The 16,264-nt window shown below is 45.4% G+C and carries 14 protein-coding genes; 2 read left to right on the forward strand and 12 right to left on the reverse strand.

The genetic code is table 11. The features are described 5' to 3' along the window. Nucleotides 1-67: 67 nt before the first annotated feature. The 11 genes from HYT76_03910 to HYT76_03960 form a co-directional block, all read right to left on the reverse strand. The gene (locus HYT76_03910; protein MBI2082694.1) at nucleotides 68-1,726 is read right to left on the reverse strand and encodes a B12-binding domain-containing radical SAM protein; all 1,659 of its coding nucleotides are present in this window, start codon (nucleotides 1,724-1,726) and stop codon (nucleotides 68-70) included. Between the two features lie 12 nt (nucleotides 1,727-1,738). Then, on the reverse strand, nucleotides 1,739-4,078 hold the full coding sequence (locus HYT76_03915) for an alkaline phosphatase family protein (GenBank protein MBI2082695.1): 2,340 nt from the start codon (nucleotides 4,076-4,078) through the stop codon (nucleotides 1,739-1,741). Further along, a complete protein-coding gene (locus HYT76_03920) occupies nucleotides 4,075-5,271 on the reverse strand; it encodes a glycosyltransferase family 9 protein (GenBank protein ID MBI2082696.1) in 1,197 nt (398 codons plus the stop codon). Before HYT76_03920 ends, HYT76_03915 begins: the two co-directional genes overlap by 4 nt. A 9-nt stretch (nucleotides 5,272-5,280) precedes the next feature. Beyond that, nucleotides 5,281-7,122, reverse strand: a complete 1,842-nt coding sequence (locus HYT76_03925; protein ID MBI2082697.1) for a Gfo/Idh/MocA family oxidoreductase — start codon at nucleotides 7,120-7,122, stop codon at nucleotides 5,281-5,283. Next, nucleotides 7,119-7,703, reverse strand: coding sequence for an SIS domain-containing protein (locus HYT76_03930; protein MBI2082698.1), 585 nt, complete (start codon nucleotides 7,701-7,703; stop codon nucleotides 7,119-7,121). Before HYT76_03930 ends, HYT76_03925 begins: the two co-directional genes overlap by 4 nt. Next, the gene (gene wecB / locus HYT76_03935; GenBank protein ID MBI2082699.1) at nucleotides 7,700-8,821 is read right to left on the reverse strand and encodes a UDP-N-acetylglucosamine 2-epimerase (non-hydrolyzing); all 1,122 of its coding nucleotides are present in this window, start codon (nucleotides 8,819-8,821) and stop codon (nucleotides 7,700-7,702) included. Before wecB ends, HYT76_03930 begins: the two co-directional genes overlap by 4 nt. A 6-nt stretch (nucleotides 8,822-8,827) precedes the next feature. Next, a complete protein-coding gene (rfaD, locus tag HYT76_03940) occupies nucleotides 8,828-9,766 on the reverse strand; it encodes an ADP-glyceromanno-heptose 6-epimerase (GenBank protein ID MBI2082700.1) in 939 nt (312 codons plus the stop codon). 17 nt (nucleotides 9,767-9,783) lie between these two features. After that, on the reverse strand, nucleotides 9,784-10,653 hold the full coding sequence (locus HYT76_03945) for an SDR family oxidoreductase (GenBank protein MBI2082701.1): 870 nt from the start codon (nucleotides 10,651-10,653) through the stop codon (nucleotides 9,784-9,786). Between the two features lie 10 nt (nucleotides 10,654-10,663). After that, nucleotides 10,664-11,047, reverse strand: a complete 384-nt coding sequence (locus HYT76_03950) for a phosphoheptose isomerase (GenBank protein MBI2082702.1) — start codon at nucleotides 11,045-11,047, stop codon at nucleotides 10,664-10,666. 73 nt (nucleotides 11,048-11,120) lie between these two features. Continuing rightward, nucleotides 11,121-11,600, reverse strand: coding sequence for a hypothetical protein (locus tag HYT76_03955; GenBank protein MBI2082703.1), 480 nt, complete (start codon nucleotides 11,598-11,600; stop codon nucleotides 11,121-11,123). After that, on the reverse strand, nucleotides 11,597-12,124 hold the full coding sequence (locus HYT76_03960; GenBank protein MBI2082704.1) for a winged helix-turn-helix transcriptional regulator: 528 nt from the start codon (nucleotides 12,122-12,124) through the stop codon (nucleotides 11,597-11,599). Before HYT76_03960 ends, HYT76_03955 begins: the two co-directional genes overlap by 4 nt. A 275-nt stretch (nucleotides 12,125-12,399) precedes the next feature. Here HYT76_03960 and HYT76_03965 point away from each other — a divergent pair, with 275 nt between their 5' ends. Both HYT76_03965 and HYT76_03970 read left to right on the forward strand, forming a co-directional pair. Continuing rightward, on the forward strand, nucleotides 12,400-13,434 hold the full coding sequence (locus HYT76_03965) for an SLBB domain-containing protein (protein MBI2082705.1): 1,035 nt from the start codon (nucleotides 12,400-12,402) through the stop codon (nucleotides 13,432-13,434). 28 nt (nucleotides 13,435-13,462) lie between these two features. After that, nucleotides 13,463-14,650 (forward strand): hypothetical protein, encoded by a 1,188-nt coding sequence (locus HYT76_03970; GenBank protein ID MBI2082706.1) that lies wholly within the window; start codon nucleotides 13,463-13,465, stop codon nucleotides 14,648-14,650. On the opposite strand, the gene HYT76_03975 is transcribed toward HYT76_03970, so the two are convergent. Beyond that, the gene (locus HYT76_03975) at nucleotides 14,586-16,262 is read right to left on the reverse strand and encodes a hypothetical protein (GenBank protein MBI2082707.1); all 1,677 of its coding nucleotides are present in this window, start codon (nucleotides 16,260-16,262) and stop codon (nucleotides 14,586-14,588) included. The two genes, HYT76_03970 and HYT76_03975, sit on opposite strands and share 65 nt — an antisense overlap. Between the last annotated feature and the right edge of the window lie 2 nt (nucleotides 16,263-16,264).

Below are 16,264 nucleotides of genomic sequence, written 5' to 3' on the forward strand. Positions count from 1 at the left end.
ATTTTGTGCAAGCTATTCCAGCAGGTCCTGAGCCGATTACGTAATTCATGGGAATGATGATGAGTTACTATTCGCCGATCTGACTGAGGCCGATTTGGAGCGACGGCAATTGGGTCAAGCCCCCAACGCCTTGTTCACTGGTAGTCACCTTGCCTTTGATTCTGAAAGGCGCTAGCCAATCAATCTGGAAATGGATGAGCCGCTTCCAGGCATCCTTGAGAACCGATCGAACAGCCATCTTGGCGTAATGGTCATTTTTAATGTAGGAAACCACCACGTCAATTGCTGCAATGATCAAGGTCTGCATCGGGACATATTTAAAGACCCTCTGAAACTTGTGTTTGAGGATAAACTCAAGCAACCGGTAGGGCATCACGGGAGCAAGTCGGAAAAGAATGTGATACATCTTCAGAAAGTGAATCCTTTCACTCTCCAACACGGAGCCGGTTGACATGTAATGATCTTGAAGACCTCGATTAATAGCACTGAGATCTATCGATTGATTAATAAAGCCCTTTTCAAGGGCATGTTTCGTAATTCCAGCTCCTGGAAGATACTGGAGCCAGAAAACAGAGGCCCGTCGAAGCTTCTTTGCCTTTGTGACCATCCGGAGGGCCCTAACGATATCCTCCTCAGTCTCTCCTGGGAGTCCCAGGATAAAGTCGCACGAATACTCGAGCCCGACCTCATCCATGTTGGCGACCGACTGGTAAACATGTTCATTGGTCTCATCCCGATCAAGCAACTTTCGGACATCCGAATTCATTGTCTCAACACCCATCTGAACGTGCCAGCAATGCGCGTCTTTTAATAGTTGGCAGTATTCTTTATCGGCCATCTGCAGGGGATGACCCATGATGCGAAATGGAACAGCAACTTCATCCTTGTATCGGGTCAAAAATTCTCTCCGCCATGTTTTTGAACCTGAGAGGATATTGTTTTTGATATCAGCAATCTTGATATCATATCTCGCTTTCATCTTTTTGAATTCAGAAAGGACTGTTTCAACCGGCTTTTCTCTCAAGAATTTCCCTAATTTATTGTCGGTGTTTTCATGGTCCCAGAGGAAGCTTTCTCCGCAAAAGGTGCATTTTTGAATGCAACCCTTTAGGGTGACCGTGAGGTAATAGTTTTTGATGTCGATAAAAGACTCAAAGATTTCTTTGTCAGGCTCGGGCCATGTATTGGGATCTGCATTTGGTAAGAGGCTATTTTTGACAGCTTGGCCATACCGTTTGTAGTAGATATTCCCAACGGGGTATTCTTCATCTTGATACCAGCCAGGCACCCCTTGTTTTTCTTCCTTCTTCTTCTCAAGAATTTTGAGAAGTTGCACAAGAGCGACTTCTCCTTCTCCGACGCAAACAAAGTCGAATGGCCCTTCCTCTAAACAGGTATCCGGTGCACTCGTGGGATGATAACCACCAATGATGACCGGGATGTCGAGGGCCTTCTTAACCTCTCGCGCAATGCTTGCATTCCATTGATAGTTATCCGTAAAGCAGGAGAGGGCTAAAACGTCAGGTTGTTTTTGAATAATATTTCGGATCACCCTTTTTTTGTCTGAAAACATCTTGGCCAGGAAATTTACGGAGAAATACTGTTTGTCATTGAAAAGGGCACGATCGAATTCCAGCATCACTGTATGACCCTGTTGTTTGAGGACTGTTGAGAGATACTCGATCGAGACATTCTCGGCCCCCATCGCTATAAACATGACTTTCATATTATTCTCCTCTTAGACACTTCTTACTACATAAGAGAGCAGGTTGCCAGACTTAAATAGGGAATGGAACAGTCTCTCAAGTATTTTTTGAACAACAGGAAACTTCTTTAAGTTCTTTCTGTGGAAAAACGATGTGTAACTTTTCAACTCAAGCACCTCGAAATCTTTATAAAACTCATTTTCTAGCACATTAGAGTCGAAGCCGATTTCCCTGTCAACACCATATTGAGATTGTTCTATCGGACTATGAAATTCGGCAATCTGAAAGATTTCTTCTTTTGAATAATGAAGCTTTTGCCCATATAAATTTGATAGATAGTGATTCATTGTCTCCAATTTTTGATCGTCGAACGTCTTCCCCCCTCCCAGGCGCTTAAAAAGGCTTGCCAGGAGGGCAGCGATTCTGTTCCTAAAAAAACGTTTGTTTGGTTCATGCGCCCCGATGAAAATCCCACCTGGTTTTAGTAGCTTTTTCAATCGCTCAAGAATTGTCTTGGGATCGTAAAAATGATGAAGAACACTATTGATGGCGATAATATCAAAATACTTTTCGTTTTTCTCAATGGTTTCGAAGCTGGATTCAAACCTAAAATAGCCTTTTTTAAGGTATGATTTCGCTGTTTCAAGAATTTCCTTATTAGAATCGTAAACCACGAAATCCTGAACACGATCCTGGAGCTGATGCAGCCCCTGGAATGTCTGCCCGACAAATCCTGCTCCCGCACCGAAATCGAGGATATTGATTTTTTTGTCTTTTAGGGGACCCGAGAGGAGCCGATGAAACTGGTGACTCCACCATTGGCCATCGCCTTCATAGATCTCCGGGTGTTCCTCGATGTAGTCGTTTGAGAAGGCGGAATAAAAAGCATTGTTCATATCGGCGACCCATTTTGTCTTTTCTGCCTCGGCATCGATATTCGCAAAGGCCTCGAGGAAGACCCGACCTCGAGCCTTATTGGGATAAGGGATCCCCAAAAGGTAAGCAATATTACACGGGATATCCATAATGCTGTAGCGTTCTTCATACACGTATCCCTTTTTGAGATGTTTGCCCCATAGGATACAGGGGACATATTTTTCCCCCGGCCGAATTTTGTAAGAGTGGTCGATCTCGCTCGTGCCATGATCCGAGGTGACAATCAATGCGGTGTCCTCTGCCAGATTGTTTAATTTGAGCCACTCCACAAACTCACCAATTCGCCGGTCGATTCGGATAATAGCGTTTTTGTAGTCCTCTGAAGTCGATCCATAGGCATGTCCGAGAAAGTCGGCCTCACTGAAATCGGTGACAAATAATCGTGTTTTTGAATCTCGTAAGAGATCTTCTTTAAGAAGCTTCATCATCTCATCGTCAGAATGATAAATTGAATGGGTTGGTAGCGAGATAACCTTTACCTCCCATTCCTTTTTGGCAAAGTGCTTCATGTGCATCGAACCATAAATCTTCGTGGGGGTAATGTCTGGAAGCCCTTCGACGCGGATCTCCTGTCCGAAATTGTTGTCTCGAATCCCATGAACCTCGGGGGGACAACCGGTCATCAAGCTGGCAAAGCCGGGGTTTGTCAAGGCACGATAGATTGTCTCCAGACCGTTTTTGAAACGAGCCCCTTCCGAGGCAAGTTTTTCCAGATTCGGGAGTTTTAGGGTCCGAAAGACATCATAACGACATCCATCAATAGCAAGAAGGATAACCCGTTTGTATTGAGCTCCGTGGTGAGGAACCCTGAAGTTTTTTGAGTATTTGTTTCGGGGACGGACAGCGTAAGTCAAAAGGCCGGCGAGGAGGATCAGGCCCCAGAGGGCGAGGTTTATTGTTGGTGATTTGGGAATTTGAGATACGTAGAGGAGGAGAGTCAAATGAAGAGAAAAATAAACGCTGATCAAAAATGAGACTGTTGTTGGCGCAATAGTGATTAATGACCACAGGAATTTCTTCGGGATGATGCCCAAATTTCGCCCCACGATGGAGTCAGGAACTCCCATAAAAATCGCCTGAATGAGAGCAAAAATAATGATATTTGGGATAAGAGATTGAAGGGCGATACTTCCTCCAGCGTAAGAAATGAGAAGAATGAAAGCTGGGAGATTAAACAAGATGAAAGTAGGGTAGAAGTCGGCAATTCTAAGAATGATGAAAAAGGCGATCAAGGAGACGAACATCGTCAAGAGGGCAATCGGGTTCAAGTAAACATCCGTTAATTTCAAGTACCAAACAAGAAACGTCAGAGAGGCGAGTCCGGAAAAGATGAAGAACGAGTTTAAGGTATTGAAGAAGTAAAGGAGGCGTGTACAGGCATCCTCCACTTTTTCGTTATAGAATAAGCGGACTAATTTGAGAATTATTGTTGTCATCTCACGGCTGTCTGGAATGTTGTTGAAGCCTCGTTCGGTTGTCTAAGCATTTCATAAACTTTGGTCAGGACAGCTTGAGGGGGGATCTGCTTCAGGCACTGATTGTCTCTGCAGGTCGTTATTTTATTATAAAGGATATTCATGCAAGGGCTGCAATAGATTCCTTTATAAAAACTAAAATGCTTTTCTCCGGAGTGACCATAAAGTTCGGGTGTCTCAGGGCCAAAAAGGCCCACCGTTTTTGTTCCCAGAGCGGCTGCCCAATGAAGCGGTCCTGAATCATTGGTGACAAGCAAATCAGCGATACTGAGGAGAGCAAAAGTTTCGTTGAGAGAAAGCTTGCCAGAGAGATTCTCAACGTTGACTCCTTCAATTCCACTCAAAATATCCTCCCCCGTGTCAAAATCTTCCTTACCGCCGATAAGAAGAACTTTTCGATCTGGTTTTGTCAGGAGATGTTGAATGACATATTTAAAATATTCACCAGGCCATTTTCGTAAGTCTGAAAGCTCAGAGGCGTTCGGATTCACCAGGACAATTTCATTGAAGTTGTCTGCAAGCGATTCGGCTTTTTTAAGGTCATTCGTGTTAAATTTGAGCTGGCTATAATCATCAAGAGGAAATTTTGGTGCGCCTAGATAAATTGCGTAGTTGGCGAATATCTCTGTAATGTGTCTTCGGTAATTAAAGTAGACGGGGATCGTCGTATAGAGTCTTCTCATCAATTGTTTTTCAACAAAGGCCATTCGAAGCTTGGCCAGAGAGAGAATGATGATGATCAATGGAAAGTTGCAGTAAAATTCAAGATCCATGAAGATATCTGGTTTGTGAAACGAGAAGAAAAACCGAAAAACATCCCGTGTGAATTTGAAAAAGTTGCTTCGGTCAAAAGTGATAATTCGATCAACCTCGCTTATGTTTTGGCAGAAGGACCGATTTTGATCAAAGGTGACAAAGGTAATTCTCGCATTTTTGAAATGAGATTTAAGGCCTCTGATCATCGGTGTTGCGAGGAGGATACTTCCCATTCCAAAATATTTGGAGATAAAGATGTTTCGCACCTCCAGAGGTTTTGTCACCGGATTGCTATTTCTACGGCCGACAAGACATTGTATCAGATGAAGGGGAAGCAGAAGTGTAAGAACAATAGTTCCAAAATAGTGATCAATCTTGCTCATGAGGCCAAATTTCATGGAGGGACCTTAGGAAATAGCTTCGGTGCAATACCCTTTACTATAGTCGATTTTTACCATGCGTCGCTCGCGATGCGAACGATGTGCCGCAGAAATGACGAGGGCTGTGTCGAGACCTCTTTGGAGAGAAATCGGAGATGACTCTGGTTTAAGCTCGCCGGTCAGAAGGCGTTCAAAATGGAGCATTTCTCGAAAAAAATCATCCGGTCGTTTTTTGGGGATGAGGATTTCGCTTTTATCTCCTGTTTCACTGTAACAAAAAACAGCATCCTCGGAGGGTTTCCAACCACATACCCATTCGATGGCCGCCTTGTTGCCTTGGATTCGTGCCCACTTCCGGGGTGGACGTGTCACAACATCCTGGATGATTCTTCCTAAGAGTCCCTTTTCCGTTTTGACAGAGAGGCTTGCAAGCCGATCATAATCGGCCCCATCTTTTTGAGAGAAATCGATTACCGCGGTTACTTCAGAGATCCTTCCTGCACCCAAGCAATGTGCAAAGTGTTGCCAGAGATTGGTTGCATGGGAATGCTCGCCGCTAGCCCCGCCCCCTTTCTTCCAGAAGCCCAGGTAACTACTCGAAATACTTGGCAGCCAGGGATGCGCAGCGAAGATTCCTCCCCAATATTCTCGAAATTCGACATCCAATGTTTCGATTTTACCGATGATCTCTTCTGACAGAAGTTTTTCCACCTGAAGCGTATTTTCCCCCAGGACATGGTCAAATCCAACGCAGACGGCAACGCCTTTCTTTTTGGCCTTTTCAAAAAAAGCTTGTGCTCCTTCCAAGGAAGGTGGGCAAACTGGCTTCTCCAGCTGGATCAGTCGTGGTGACTCCTCAAGACAATCGATGGCAATTTTCATTCGAATGTCGGGAGGGGTTCCAAGAAAAATCATGTCGAATCCGCCACGAGGGGCTTCGGCGACCGTACACAGTTGGATACCTTTATCCCACTGACCATAGCGACTTGGGTAGATGGATGCTTGAGTTCTTCGAAGCGCTTCTGGATCGACATCACAAAGAGTGACATCCCATCCCATTCGTCGGGCTGCCTGAGCAAGATGGTTACCGATCGATCCGGCACCAAGAATCTTCACCTTGCGTATTGGGCGGTTTCCCAAGGTCATCGCTTCGTTTCGCTTTTTGAGGAGCAATTCTGCAAGCTCAAAGTCAAGCGGGCTGTCGATGTTTACGGAAACCTCTTCTGGCATGACATAACCAAGAATCCTGTCCCCAGATAATGACTTCTTTTCGAGAATCGATTTTGCGCGAATAATTTCTACCGAACCATTTTGAGTGTAGGCACCGGGTAGCTTTTGGCGTGGGTAGTTGTAAGACTCCCGAATTCCATAAGCATTTTCCGGTGTAAATGGGATTAAAGAGCAGTCTTCGAGACGCCACATTTTTAGTGGATGTTCACTGGCTAAGGTCACGGATCGAACGCAGTCAGCCTTTTGATTTTTCAGGAAGATCTTGAGGGCCTCCTGAATGTGAGTCGCTTGACGAAGGGGGGATGTTGGTCTCAGTTGAATGACAATGTCGGGAATGTAATTCTCATTTTCTTGAAGCCATTGAAGACAGTGAAGGAAAACAGGAAGATCCTGAACATGATCTTCTGCAAGTTCTTTTGGCCGGAGAAAGGGGACCTCGGCTCCATACTGTTTGGCAACCTTGGCGATTTCTTCATCATCAGTACTCACGATCACCCTCTCAACTTCAGGGCATTTTCTGGCCTCCTCAATCGAATAAGCGATCATCGGCTTTCCAGCCAACATCTTGATGTTCTTTCGGGGGATCGATTTGGATCCTCCACGAGCCGGGATCAGCACAATAATTTTTGTATTTGTCATACGATTGGCCTCCACGAAACTGTGTCAATAATTTCACAGAAGGTGTGAAGAATCATCATGTGACCTTCCTGAATTCTGGCTGTTTCATCTGAATCAACCTGCAAGAGAAGACAACGCCCCTTCATTTCGCCCCCCGATCTTCCAGTGAGTCCAATTACGTTAGTTTTCTTGCTCTTAGCTGCCTCAATGGCGTTAAGGATATTACGCGAATTCCCGCTAGTACTTAACGCGATCAGGGTATCTTCCTCCTGACCTAAAGCCAGAACTTGGCGGGAAAAGACGTCGTTGAAGTGGTAGTCGTTCGAGATTGAAGTCAAGATCGAACTGTCTGTTGTCAAGGCAACGCAAGGGAGCGGAGAGCGATCTTCCTTGTATTTGCAGACAAACTCTGCCGCAAAGTGCTGTGCATCAGCGGAACTGCCACCATTTCCTGCAATAAGGATTTTTCTCCCTTTTTTTAGAGTCTCAAGGATCAAATGTGAAGCCTGTTCGAAAGAGGCCATGAAACCATCACTTTCAAGTGACTCAATGGTCGCTTGATGACGTCTCAATGAATTTTTTAGCGTAGAACGAAAAGTCATGCTTGAAACGACTCCAGAGTCAAAGCAATGCGATCACTCGCGGTTCCGTCTCCATAAGGGTTTCTAACCCGAGACATTTTTTTGTAAAGGGTTTCGTTTTGTAGAAGATGCCTCGTTTCCCGCACAATGTCTTGGGTGGAACGACCGATGACCTTAGCCGCTCCTGCTTCAACTCCTTCCGGCCTTTCTGTTTTATTTCGAATGACAAGGACCGGTTTGCCCAGGGAGGGGGCCTCCTCTTGAATGCCTCCAGAATCGGTTAAGATGATGTAGGATTGGTCCATTAAGTAGACAAAAGGTTCATATTCCAGAGGTTCTAGGAGATGGATTCGAGGATGTTGCCCCAGGATTTGATGAGCAGGGATTCGGATATTCGGATTCAGATGAACGGGGTAGACGATTTCAACATCAGGCTCTTGTTCGGCAATCTGGTATAGCGAGTTACAAATATTTTCAAAATGTTCCCCAAAACTCTCCCGGCGATGGCCTGTCACCAGAATGAGTTTCTTGCTTGAATCCAGCATAGAGAAGCGCTCTTGAAAGATTTTTCTTCGGCCATCGCGGACTTTATGGACAACAGACAGCAAGGCATCGATCACCGTATTTCCTGTGACGACAATTTTCTCGCTGGCAACCCCCTCCCGGATCAAATTTTCACGGGCCTTTTCTGTCGCCGCAAAATGAAAATCAGTTAACACCCCTGTCAAACGACGATTAATTTCTTCCGGATAAGGATGGTACTTATCATCGGTCCTCAAGCCTGCTTCGACGTGGGCGACGCGTATCTTCGAATAGAACCCGGCGAGACTGGCTGCAAATGTCGTTGTTGTGTCTCCTTGGACAATTAGCCAGTCCGGTTTGACCTCTTCAAAAACCTTTTTCAAAGCGACTAGGATTTCTGACGTGAGTTGCATCAAGTTCTGATTGGGTTTCATGACATTGAGATCGATATCGGGTTGAATGTTAAAGAGAGACAGGACTTGATCCAGCATTTCCCGATGTTGAGAGGTGACACAGACAACGACCTCAAATCCTTTCCGGTTTTTCAAGGCATGAATCACCGGAGCCAGTTTAATGGCTTCCGGACGGGTACCAAAAGTGACAAGAACTTTGATCATTAGTGACTATGAACGAATGAGAAGATGGTGGGCGCAATAGTCGCGAATTCCATCTTCGATTTGATAAGAGGCAGTAAAGTTCAATTCCCGTTTTGCCCGACTCATGTCGGCCTCGGTATGAGGTTGAAAAAAAGAATAGGGGTTTTCAAAGTACTCCGGAGAAAAATCTGTCTTTAGGACATCGTTCAGAATGGCGATGATCCTGTTAAAAGAGGTCGGGTTTCCTGTCCCAACATTATAAACGGCATTGGAAGGAATCGAAGAGGTCTCCGCTGCCCTGAGAGTCATCTCAACGACGTCCTTGACATGGATGAAGTCCCTTTTTTGTTCACCGTCCCGATAGATCCTTGGCCGGCGATTCGCGAGCATTTGCTGGCTCAGTTGATAGATCATGCTCGCATAATCTTTTTTGTGAGTTTCTCCAGGCCCATAAACGTTAAAATACCTCAATCCGACAATCCGCAGTGAAGGAGATTCGTTGACGGCGAGCGCTGCAAGATTTTCGAGCAGCAGCTTTGAAAAACCATACACATTAGCTGGTTGACGTTGTTTTTCCTCGCTTAATCGACCTTGGGTGACACCGTAAACAGCGGCGGAGGAGGCATAGACAACGCGGCATCCGGTCTGACGGGCAACCTCGATGACATGCCGAAATCCTTCAACATTTTTCTGCAGCATCCTCGTCTGATCAATGACACGCGTGTCAGAAATCGACGCGAGATGAAAAATAACGTCAGGATTTCGTTCGGTCAGTTTTGGGGTCATAAGGGGATCAGAAATATCCTGACAGAGGAGGTCTCCCTTGAAGCCGATCAGGTTTTTGAAATCGCCTGACTCAAGGGTGTCGACCACCGTGATGGAAGCGGCATTATATTTCTCTTGGAGTTTTAGAGTTAGGTTGGATCCAATGAATCCTGCCCCGCCTGTTACAATGATTTTCTTCATGTCTAACCTCCGCTGGCCTATTGCCAATCAAATCCCCTGTCACGAGGCACAATGCGTCTCATGGTAAAAATATCCGTCGTGCCGATTTCCTTCGCATGTTCTGTATGACGATGCCACTCATCATATTTGGCACTGATGACCCGTCCGTTCACCACCTCGGCATTGGAACCACTCACGAGGAAAAGGGCAAGAGAGGCTGCTGCCTCTATAGAGTCTCCACCGGTTTTTTTTCTTGCCTCAAGTAAATCCCATATTTCTTTTGGCAATTTGTTCTTTCCTCCCGCGAGAGTCTCTTCAAACATCTTTGTATTGATAGCGCCAGGGGATATCGCACAGACCGTAACGCCGGTTTGTTTCAATTCTAATGAGAGGTTTTCGGTTAGTCTGACAATAGCTGCCTTGGAGACGCTATAGGCGTCAATGAAAGGATTTGGAAGCAGCGCCCCACCACCCGAAAAGTTCAGGATGCGCCCAAAGCGCCTTTTGAGCATCTCCGGCAAAACGGCCTTGATGCAATAAAAAGTGCCGTTGAGGTTTGTGTCGAGAGTTCTTTGCCACTCATCGCTCTTAATCTCAGACAGGGGCCCTATCGGACCGATCATTCCAGCTCCATTGATGAGGATGTCAATTTTTCCAAAGGCTTCTCGTGTTGAAGAGATCGCTTTCTGAACTTGTTGTTCGTTGCTGATATCGATTGGCAGGGTCATGACAGATGCCTTCCAGCTTTTTTTGATTTCGTCCGCCGAGGCCTCTAATTCATTTTGACTTCGGGCAATGAGCGCTAGCGAACATCCCTCGGCTGCAAGTTTATTGGCGATTGCGAACCCGATTCCGCGATTTCCCCCGGTGATGACAGCTACTTTTTCTTTAAGAACAAGACCTGACATGATCGACCTTTTAATAGATATCCAGATTTTCCTTTTTTTTGATTTCTCGATAGATCTTCGTCCATGAGGGGTTAAAAAAAAGCGCCTTATCGTCAACCATGATGTGGTGAGGTGGTTTTCCCAGGTGAAGTTCGTGGAATTTAAACCCCCATTTTTTCAACTGTCGGTAGGTCATCTGATATCCCATTTGATAGGTTTTTTCTCTGTCTCCGTTATAGCGTCCCATATAGCGGGCCGTAAAAAAGATAATTTTAAATCCTTCCTCGTAGAGCTTATTGACGATTTTTTTTGCCTCAGGGAAGGGGCGGGCAAATTCGTATTCACCGCGTGTCTGCTCACAAATAGTGCCGTCAATGTCGAAACAGATTGTTTTTTTTGTAGAAATTCTACGCAAGCTACCGCCCGTGAATCATTTAAGATTCTTTAAATATTTCATCAACTTAGCGGCTTTTTGAGCCATCAAACCTTTAGGCAACCTTTTCCAACTCGGTATATTTCAGATCGGCACGCATACAGTTATTGAACCATTTAAAAAGGACACGAACCCGACCCGAGGCAGAGATATTTTTCTCAATAATTCCAATTAAATCCATCAGCATCCCCCGCTTGACCCGGACCTCGATCCCTTCCTTGAAGAGGAGGTCCTGTTCAATGAGCGAACCATCTCGAGTTTTTTCACGGAGGGTATCAACAATAGTTTCGGGAATAGGTACCGGTCCATCTGCACTCCCGAGAATTCTCGAAACTCCGCGGGTGAAGCGGATATTTTGAAAGGTCCTCGCATTACTAAAATCCGTCTTGATGAAAAGGTAGGAGGGGAACAACGGTTTTTGCGACGCCATCACCTTAATCTTCGGGGAAAAAAGCTCAAAGGAGGAGAGACAGAGTCTCTTGAGGACCTGGTCTTCCTTCTTTGGCTTCGTTTGGAGAACATACCAACGACTCATACCTCACTCCCCAACCTTTCCAATACGTTGATGACGCCCCCCTTGAACCCTTGATCGATCGGATCGGCCGATATCTTCAGGACAACTGCACGAGGTTGGACAGAATGTTCAGTACCTAAGGTGACAGGGGCCTCCACCAGGCAATTCTTGAAGGTCGTCTCGACAAACTCACGCAAATCCCCATTCCCATGGATCGAGAAGTAATTGAAGCCGGCCTGATAAAGATCGAGGAGAAGCTTCACCAACTCTTTTTCAATTTCTTTGTAATTCCGTATAGTTGTATTCAATTTCTGATAAGATCTCTTGGTCGTAATTTCAACCCCTTCCGGAGTCAGGAGGTACTTGATTTTTCGCTTATTAACGCGAGCTGTATTAATATATCCATCTTCTACGAATTTCTTAATGGTGACATTGATAAGCCCAAGGGAAATCCCTGATTTTCTAGCAAGTTCCCGTTGAGAAATGGTCGGTTGCCTGGAAATATCATTAAGAATTGCTAAATCTCTGTTACTCAAGTCTGCCATATGGATGTTTTTAAGTTATGAACGTTCTATGAACGTTCGAGGGGCGAACCTATATTCAATATCTTTTGGGTCCGCAAGCGAAAATACAGTTAAAATGGAGAAAAATGTTTAGTGACCGAACATTATTCGTTTGACAAAAAAAAGAATGGTTAGTAGAGATCGCCACCAATTTTTTAAGGGAAACTTCTATGAGGACACGCTCGGCGTATTTAAAAAAAACTATTTTACTTCTGATAGTTAGCTTGATTTCTTGGAATCAACCTCTCTATACACAGATGAGCCACAGCGCCGCTAAGGCAGCCACACAGAACGCGCAGAACGATTCCCGTATAGAAGGAAGCAGTTTTGGTAGTAAAGAGGATAAAGGGAGTTCTTCACTCCCCGGCTTTGGTGGCTATCCTGTGTTTCAGGAGTCGACCTACGGTGGTTTGACCTATCAGGTTCATGTCTTGGGGGAGGTTAGTAAACCGGGGACCTATCGGGTTCCAGCCTCAACCCGCCTCGCGGAGGTCCTTCAAAAAGCCGAATCGATAACGGAACGTGGTTCACAACGCCGTATTCAGATACGCCGCAAAGAAGGGGGAACCCGGGAAGTCGATTTCCTATCCTTTACGATGTTTGGCAATCTCGATGCAAACCCCTATCTACTTGACAACGATGTTGTTTTTATCCCTTTAAGACAAAAGGTAGTTCAAATAGCGGGCCCTGTCAAAAGACCCGGTAGCTATGAGATAAAAAATGAAAAGACATTGAAGGATCTTGTTGACCTTGGTGGAGGATTCACTCCAGGGGTTGGGAATCCGGCGATGGTGAAGATTATTCGTTTTAATCACGGCGTCAAGGAAGTGCTTGAGGTGGAGAATGTTCCAGAGAACCGGGAGAAGTTTGAGATTGAGAATGCGGACGTTGTCGTCATTCCTCACATCCTGACCGAGGACAAGAAGTTTGATTACAACCTTGCCAACCTGCCGGGTGACAACGCCCTCTTCTACCCCTCTTATGAGGAGAGGATCTTTGTCTTGGGCGCTGTGGGTGTGCCGGGGCCTTATCCCTATAGCCCCTACTATGGTACTCGACAATATCTGACCCTGGCGGGGGGGCTGACGAAGCTTGCTAAGAGGAGGAAGATAGTTGTCTTGACAACGGATGGCAGACGGATAAAGGCAAAGGATGACACGTCAATCAATCCGGGTGATTCGATTATCGTCCCCGAAAAATATATGGCACCGGAGAGTTTGTTGTCTCTAGTCCTTGGTATTTCTACTTCTGCCCTTGGGATTACAACAACGGTTTTGACCCTTACGAGATAAATATATTATGGAAAGTGGGAGAGAATCAATGGAACAAGAAATCAGTTTATCTGGTTATGTACGAATTGCCTTACGCTACAAGAAAATAATTTTTGGTTGTGTTGGTTTTGTGACAGCTGCATCGATTATCATCAGCCTCATGTTACCCAAGTCATTTAAGGCCCTGGGGACGATCTATCCTGTCGGTGGAAAGTCGGTGGGAAGTTTCATGTCAAGTGCTCAGATGGGCTTATTGGGATTTCTTGCTGGGGCTGGTGGGGCCAATACCTCTGTGAACCAGATCTTGGCTGTCCTGAAGAGTCGCGCCCTCGCTGAAAAAGTTATTAAAAAGCATGACCTTTTGAAGATTCTCTATCCACAATATTGGAACAAAAAAGAACTTCGTTGGAAGGTTGCGGAAAATGAATTGCCGGGGACAGAAGTGGCTATTAATCTTCTTTTGACAAAAGTCTCCTTTAAGGAGGACAGGAAGAGCCAGTTGGTCGAGATCGAATCTGAAGTGGAGAACCCTGAGTTGGCAGCCAAGTTGGTTAATATTTATATTGAAGAACTCGCGGATCATATTCGTGAGAGTGTATTTTCGTCTGCAAAGCGAAACCGTATTTTCATTGAAACCCAGTTAGCACGGAACAACCGAGATCTCTTGGAGTCAGGTAAAGAATTGTCCGATTTTTATGGAGCCAAGAAGATTTCGAATGTTGATGCTAAAGTAGATGTGGATATCTCCACACAGGAAGACTTTGCCCTGCTTAAAGAGATAGGTGCTCCTGAAATAAAGGAGAGGGAGGAGAAAGCCGACAACTCGACTATTCCTTCTCTTTTGGCTGGTGTTTCCAATGCCTATGCAGGCATAGAAAAGGCAGATGAATTACAACAAGAAGTAAAAAAAATAGATGAGAAAATCAAAAATGCCCGAATTGTTTCTGATGTTCCCCAGCAGGTTTATTTGCAGTACCTCACATACAAGAGAGAACTTTTGGGCCAAGTGAATTCACTTCTGACACAACAGTATGAGATGGCGAAAATTGATGAAACAAAAGAAGAGTTAAATTTTCAGATCATTGACTGGGCAAGGATTCCTACGAAAAAGGATAAGCCCAATCGAATGCAGTTTGTTATCGTTTTCTTTTTTCTCTCCCTCATCCTCTCACTCACCTACGTCTTCCTGAAGGACTATGCTGAATCAAAGATGGGAAAAGTTTCAGTGAGAAGCTAAGTTTGAGATTGTTTCTGTCATCTCCAGCGACAAAGCCGAAATCATTGACCCTTTCATAACCAAATCCAATTTTTGCTTCTAATCCATTTCTTATTTCTTTGGAAATATTGTTTTGAATTCGCCATCTTTGTTCTGATGGATTGTCCTGTCTTTTTAAAATATCCAGAATGCTGCTTCCCTCAGTTATCGTTGTAAAGAGATCACTATCTCTCCACTCATAGGCAACGCTCAGGTTATAGGAATAATAGTCGGGGAGGTCGATTTGGAGCAGGGCTGTGGCGCTATCACTATCTGGGCCTGTATTGGCACCCAACATCTTTTGGTTGAGGGTAAAACCGGACAGATACTGAGTATGCCGATAGGTTAGGGCAGGGATATGCCGATATTCCAGCCTTAGGTCTGTGGAACCGGAGGAGGAGAGCCTCGGGATGTAAAATCCGGTTAAGTAGGTAGCATCATCCTGCAAAAGGACGTCGATTTCGGTATTGGTATCATCGAATCCAGCTTCTACATAAAAAGCAGAATTTCGAAGAGGTGGAATAACAACCCTCGCTTCTCCACTGAAAAGGCGATTTGTGAACGCTCCCTGGTGTCGATTGCCAGTGGCGGTGCTCAGAATCCCCGTGTATTCTCCGATCGCTTCCATCGGTGTTGGATCATCTGCGCCGTTGCCTCCCATCATCACCACATGGTTGAGGGAGATCTCGAAAAAAGTGACGGGTAGAAGCGAAACTCTATATCCCGACAGGATGGCGTGCGGAAATTCACGCTCCGGTCCCATATCCGCAAAAAAAAGCTGAAAGGTCGTCGGACCGACATATTTCAAAAAACCTGGTAAATAAAAAGGAGAGATCGTTCCCGCCTTAAGCATGTCGAGGGGTCGTGCGTTATCGGAAAGAATCAGTCCTCCATGGGGACTCTGCCCCCAGATCAGCTCATCACGACCGACTTCAAGCTCCAGATTTTTATAGGCAACCTTCCCATAGAGTTTTTGTGCGAGCAGATTCAGGTCTGATGACCCTGTGTTGGGGGCCAAGGCCTCAACTTGAGGTTCCGCATAGAGTGAGAAATATTTTGACAATTTTACCCAATGGGTTGTTTCAAGTCTCAAGCTGTTTCCATCAACAAAGTGTTTTCCATTCTGATTCTCGACGAATGGATTTATAGTGGCATCAATCTGCCCCAAGCCGTTGGATGTTGGAACCAACCGGGAGGGACTATCAAGAAGCGTGTAATCGAACTGAGCCGTTTCTAGAGGACGAATAATAATCTTGGGGGATTCTCCTTCTAGGGTTCCGAGGTCGATGAGTTCCTGTCGAAACCTGCTTTGTAATTTGGTCAATAGGCGATCGATCGTTATCCAAACAGTTTGTCTTGCCTCTTCACTGGGGATCTCCTTTCGGTTTTCTATCGCCCTTGCTAAAATCCTCGCAATCTCGCTCCGACTCCAAGGACGTTGAGACAGAATAACTTCTTTGACGAGTCCAACGGCCATTAGCTTATCGATCTCCCGGTAAACAGGATCTTCGATCGGGACATTTGGTGTGCTGTCACTCAAGAGGGGTGGTGAAATAAAGACCAAGGCGACCAGGATAAAGAGGCGTTTAAGCAAGG

This window comes from Deltaproteobacteria bacterium, assembly GCA_016180845.1.
Lineage (GTDB): Bacteria > UBA10199 > UBA10199 > JACPAL01 > JACPAL01 > JACPAK01.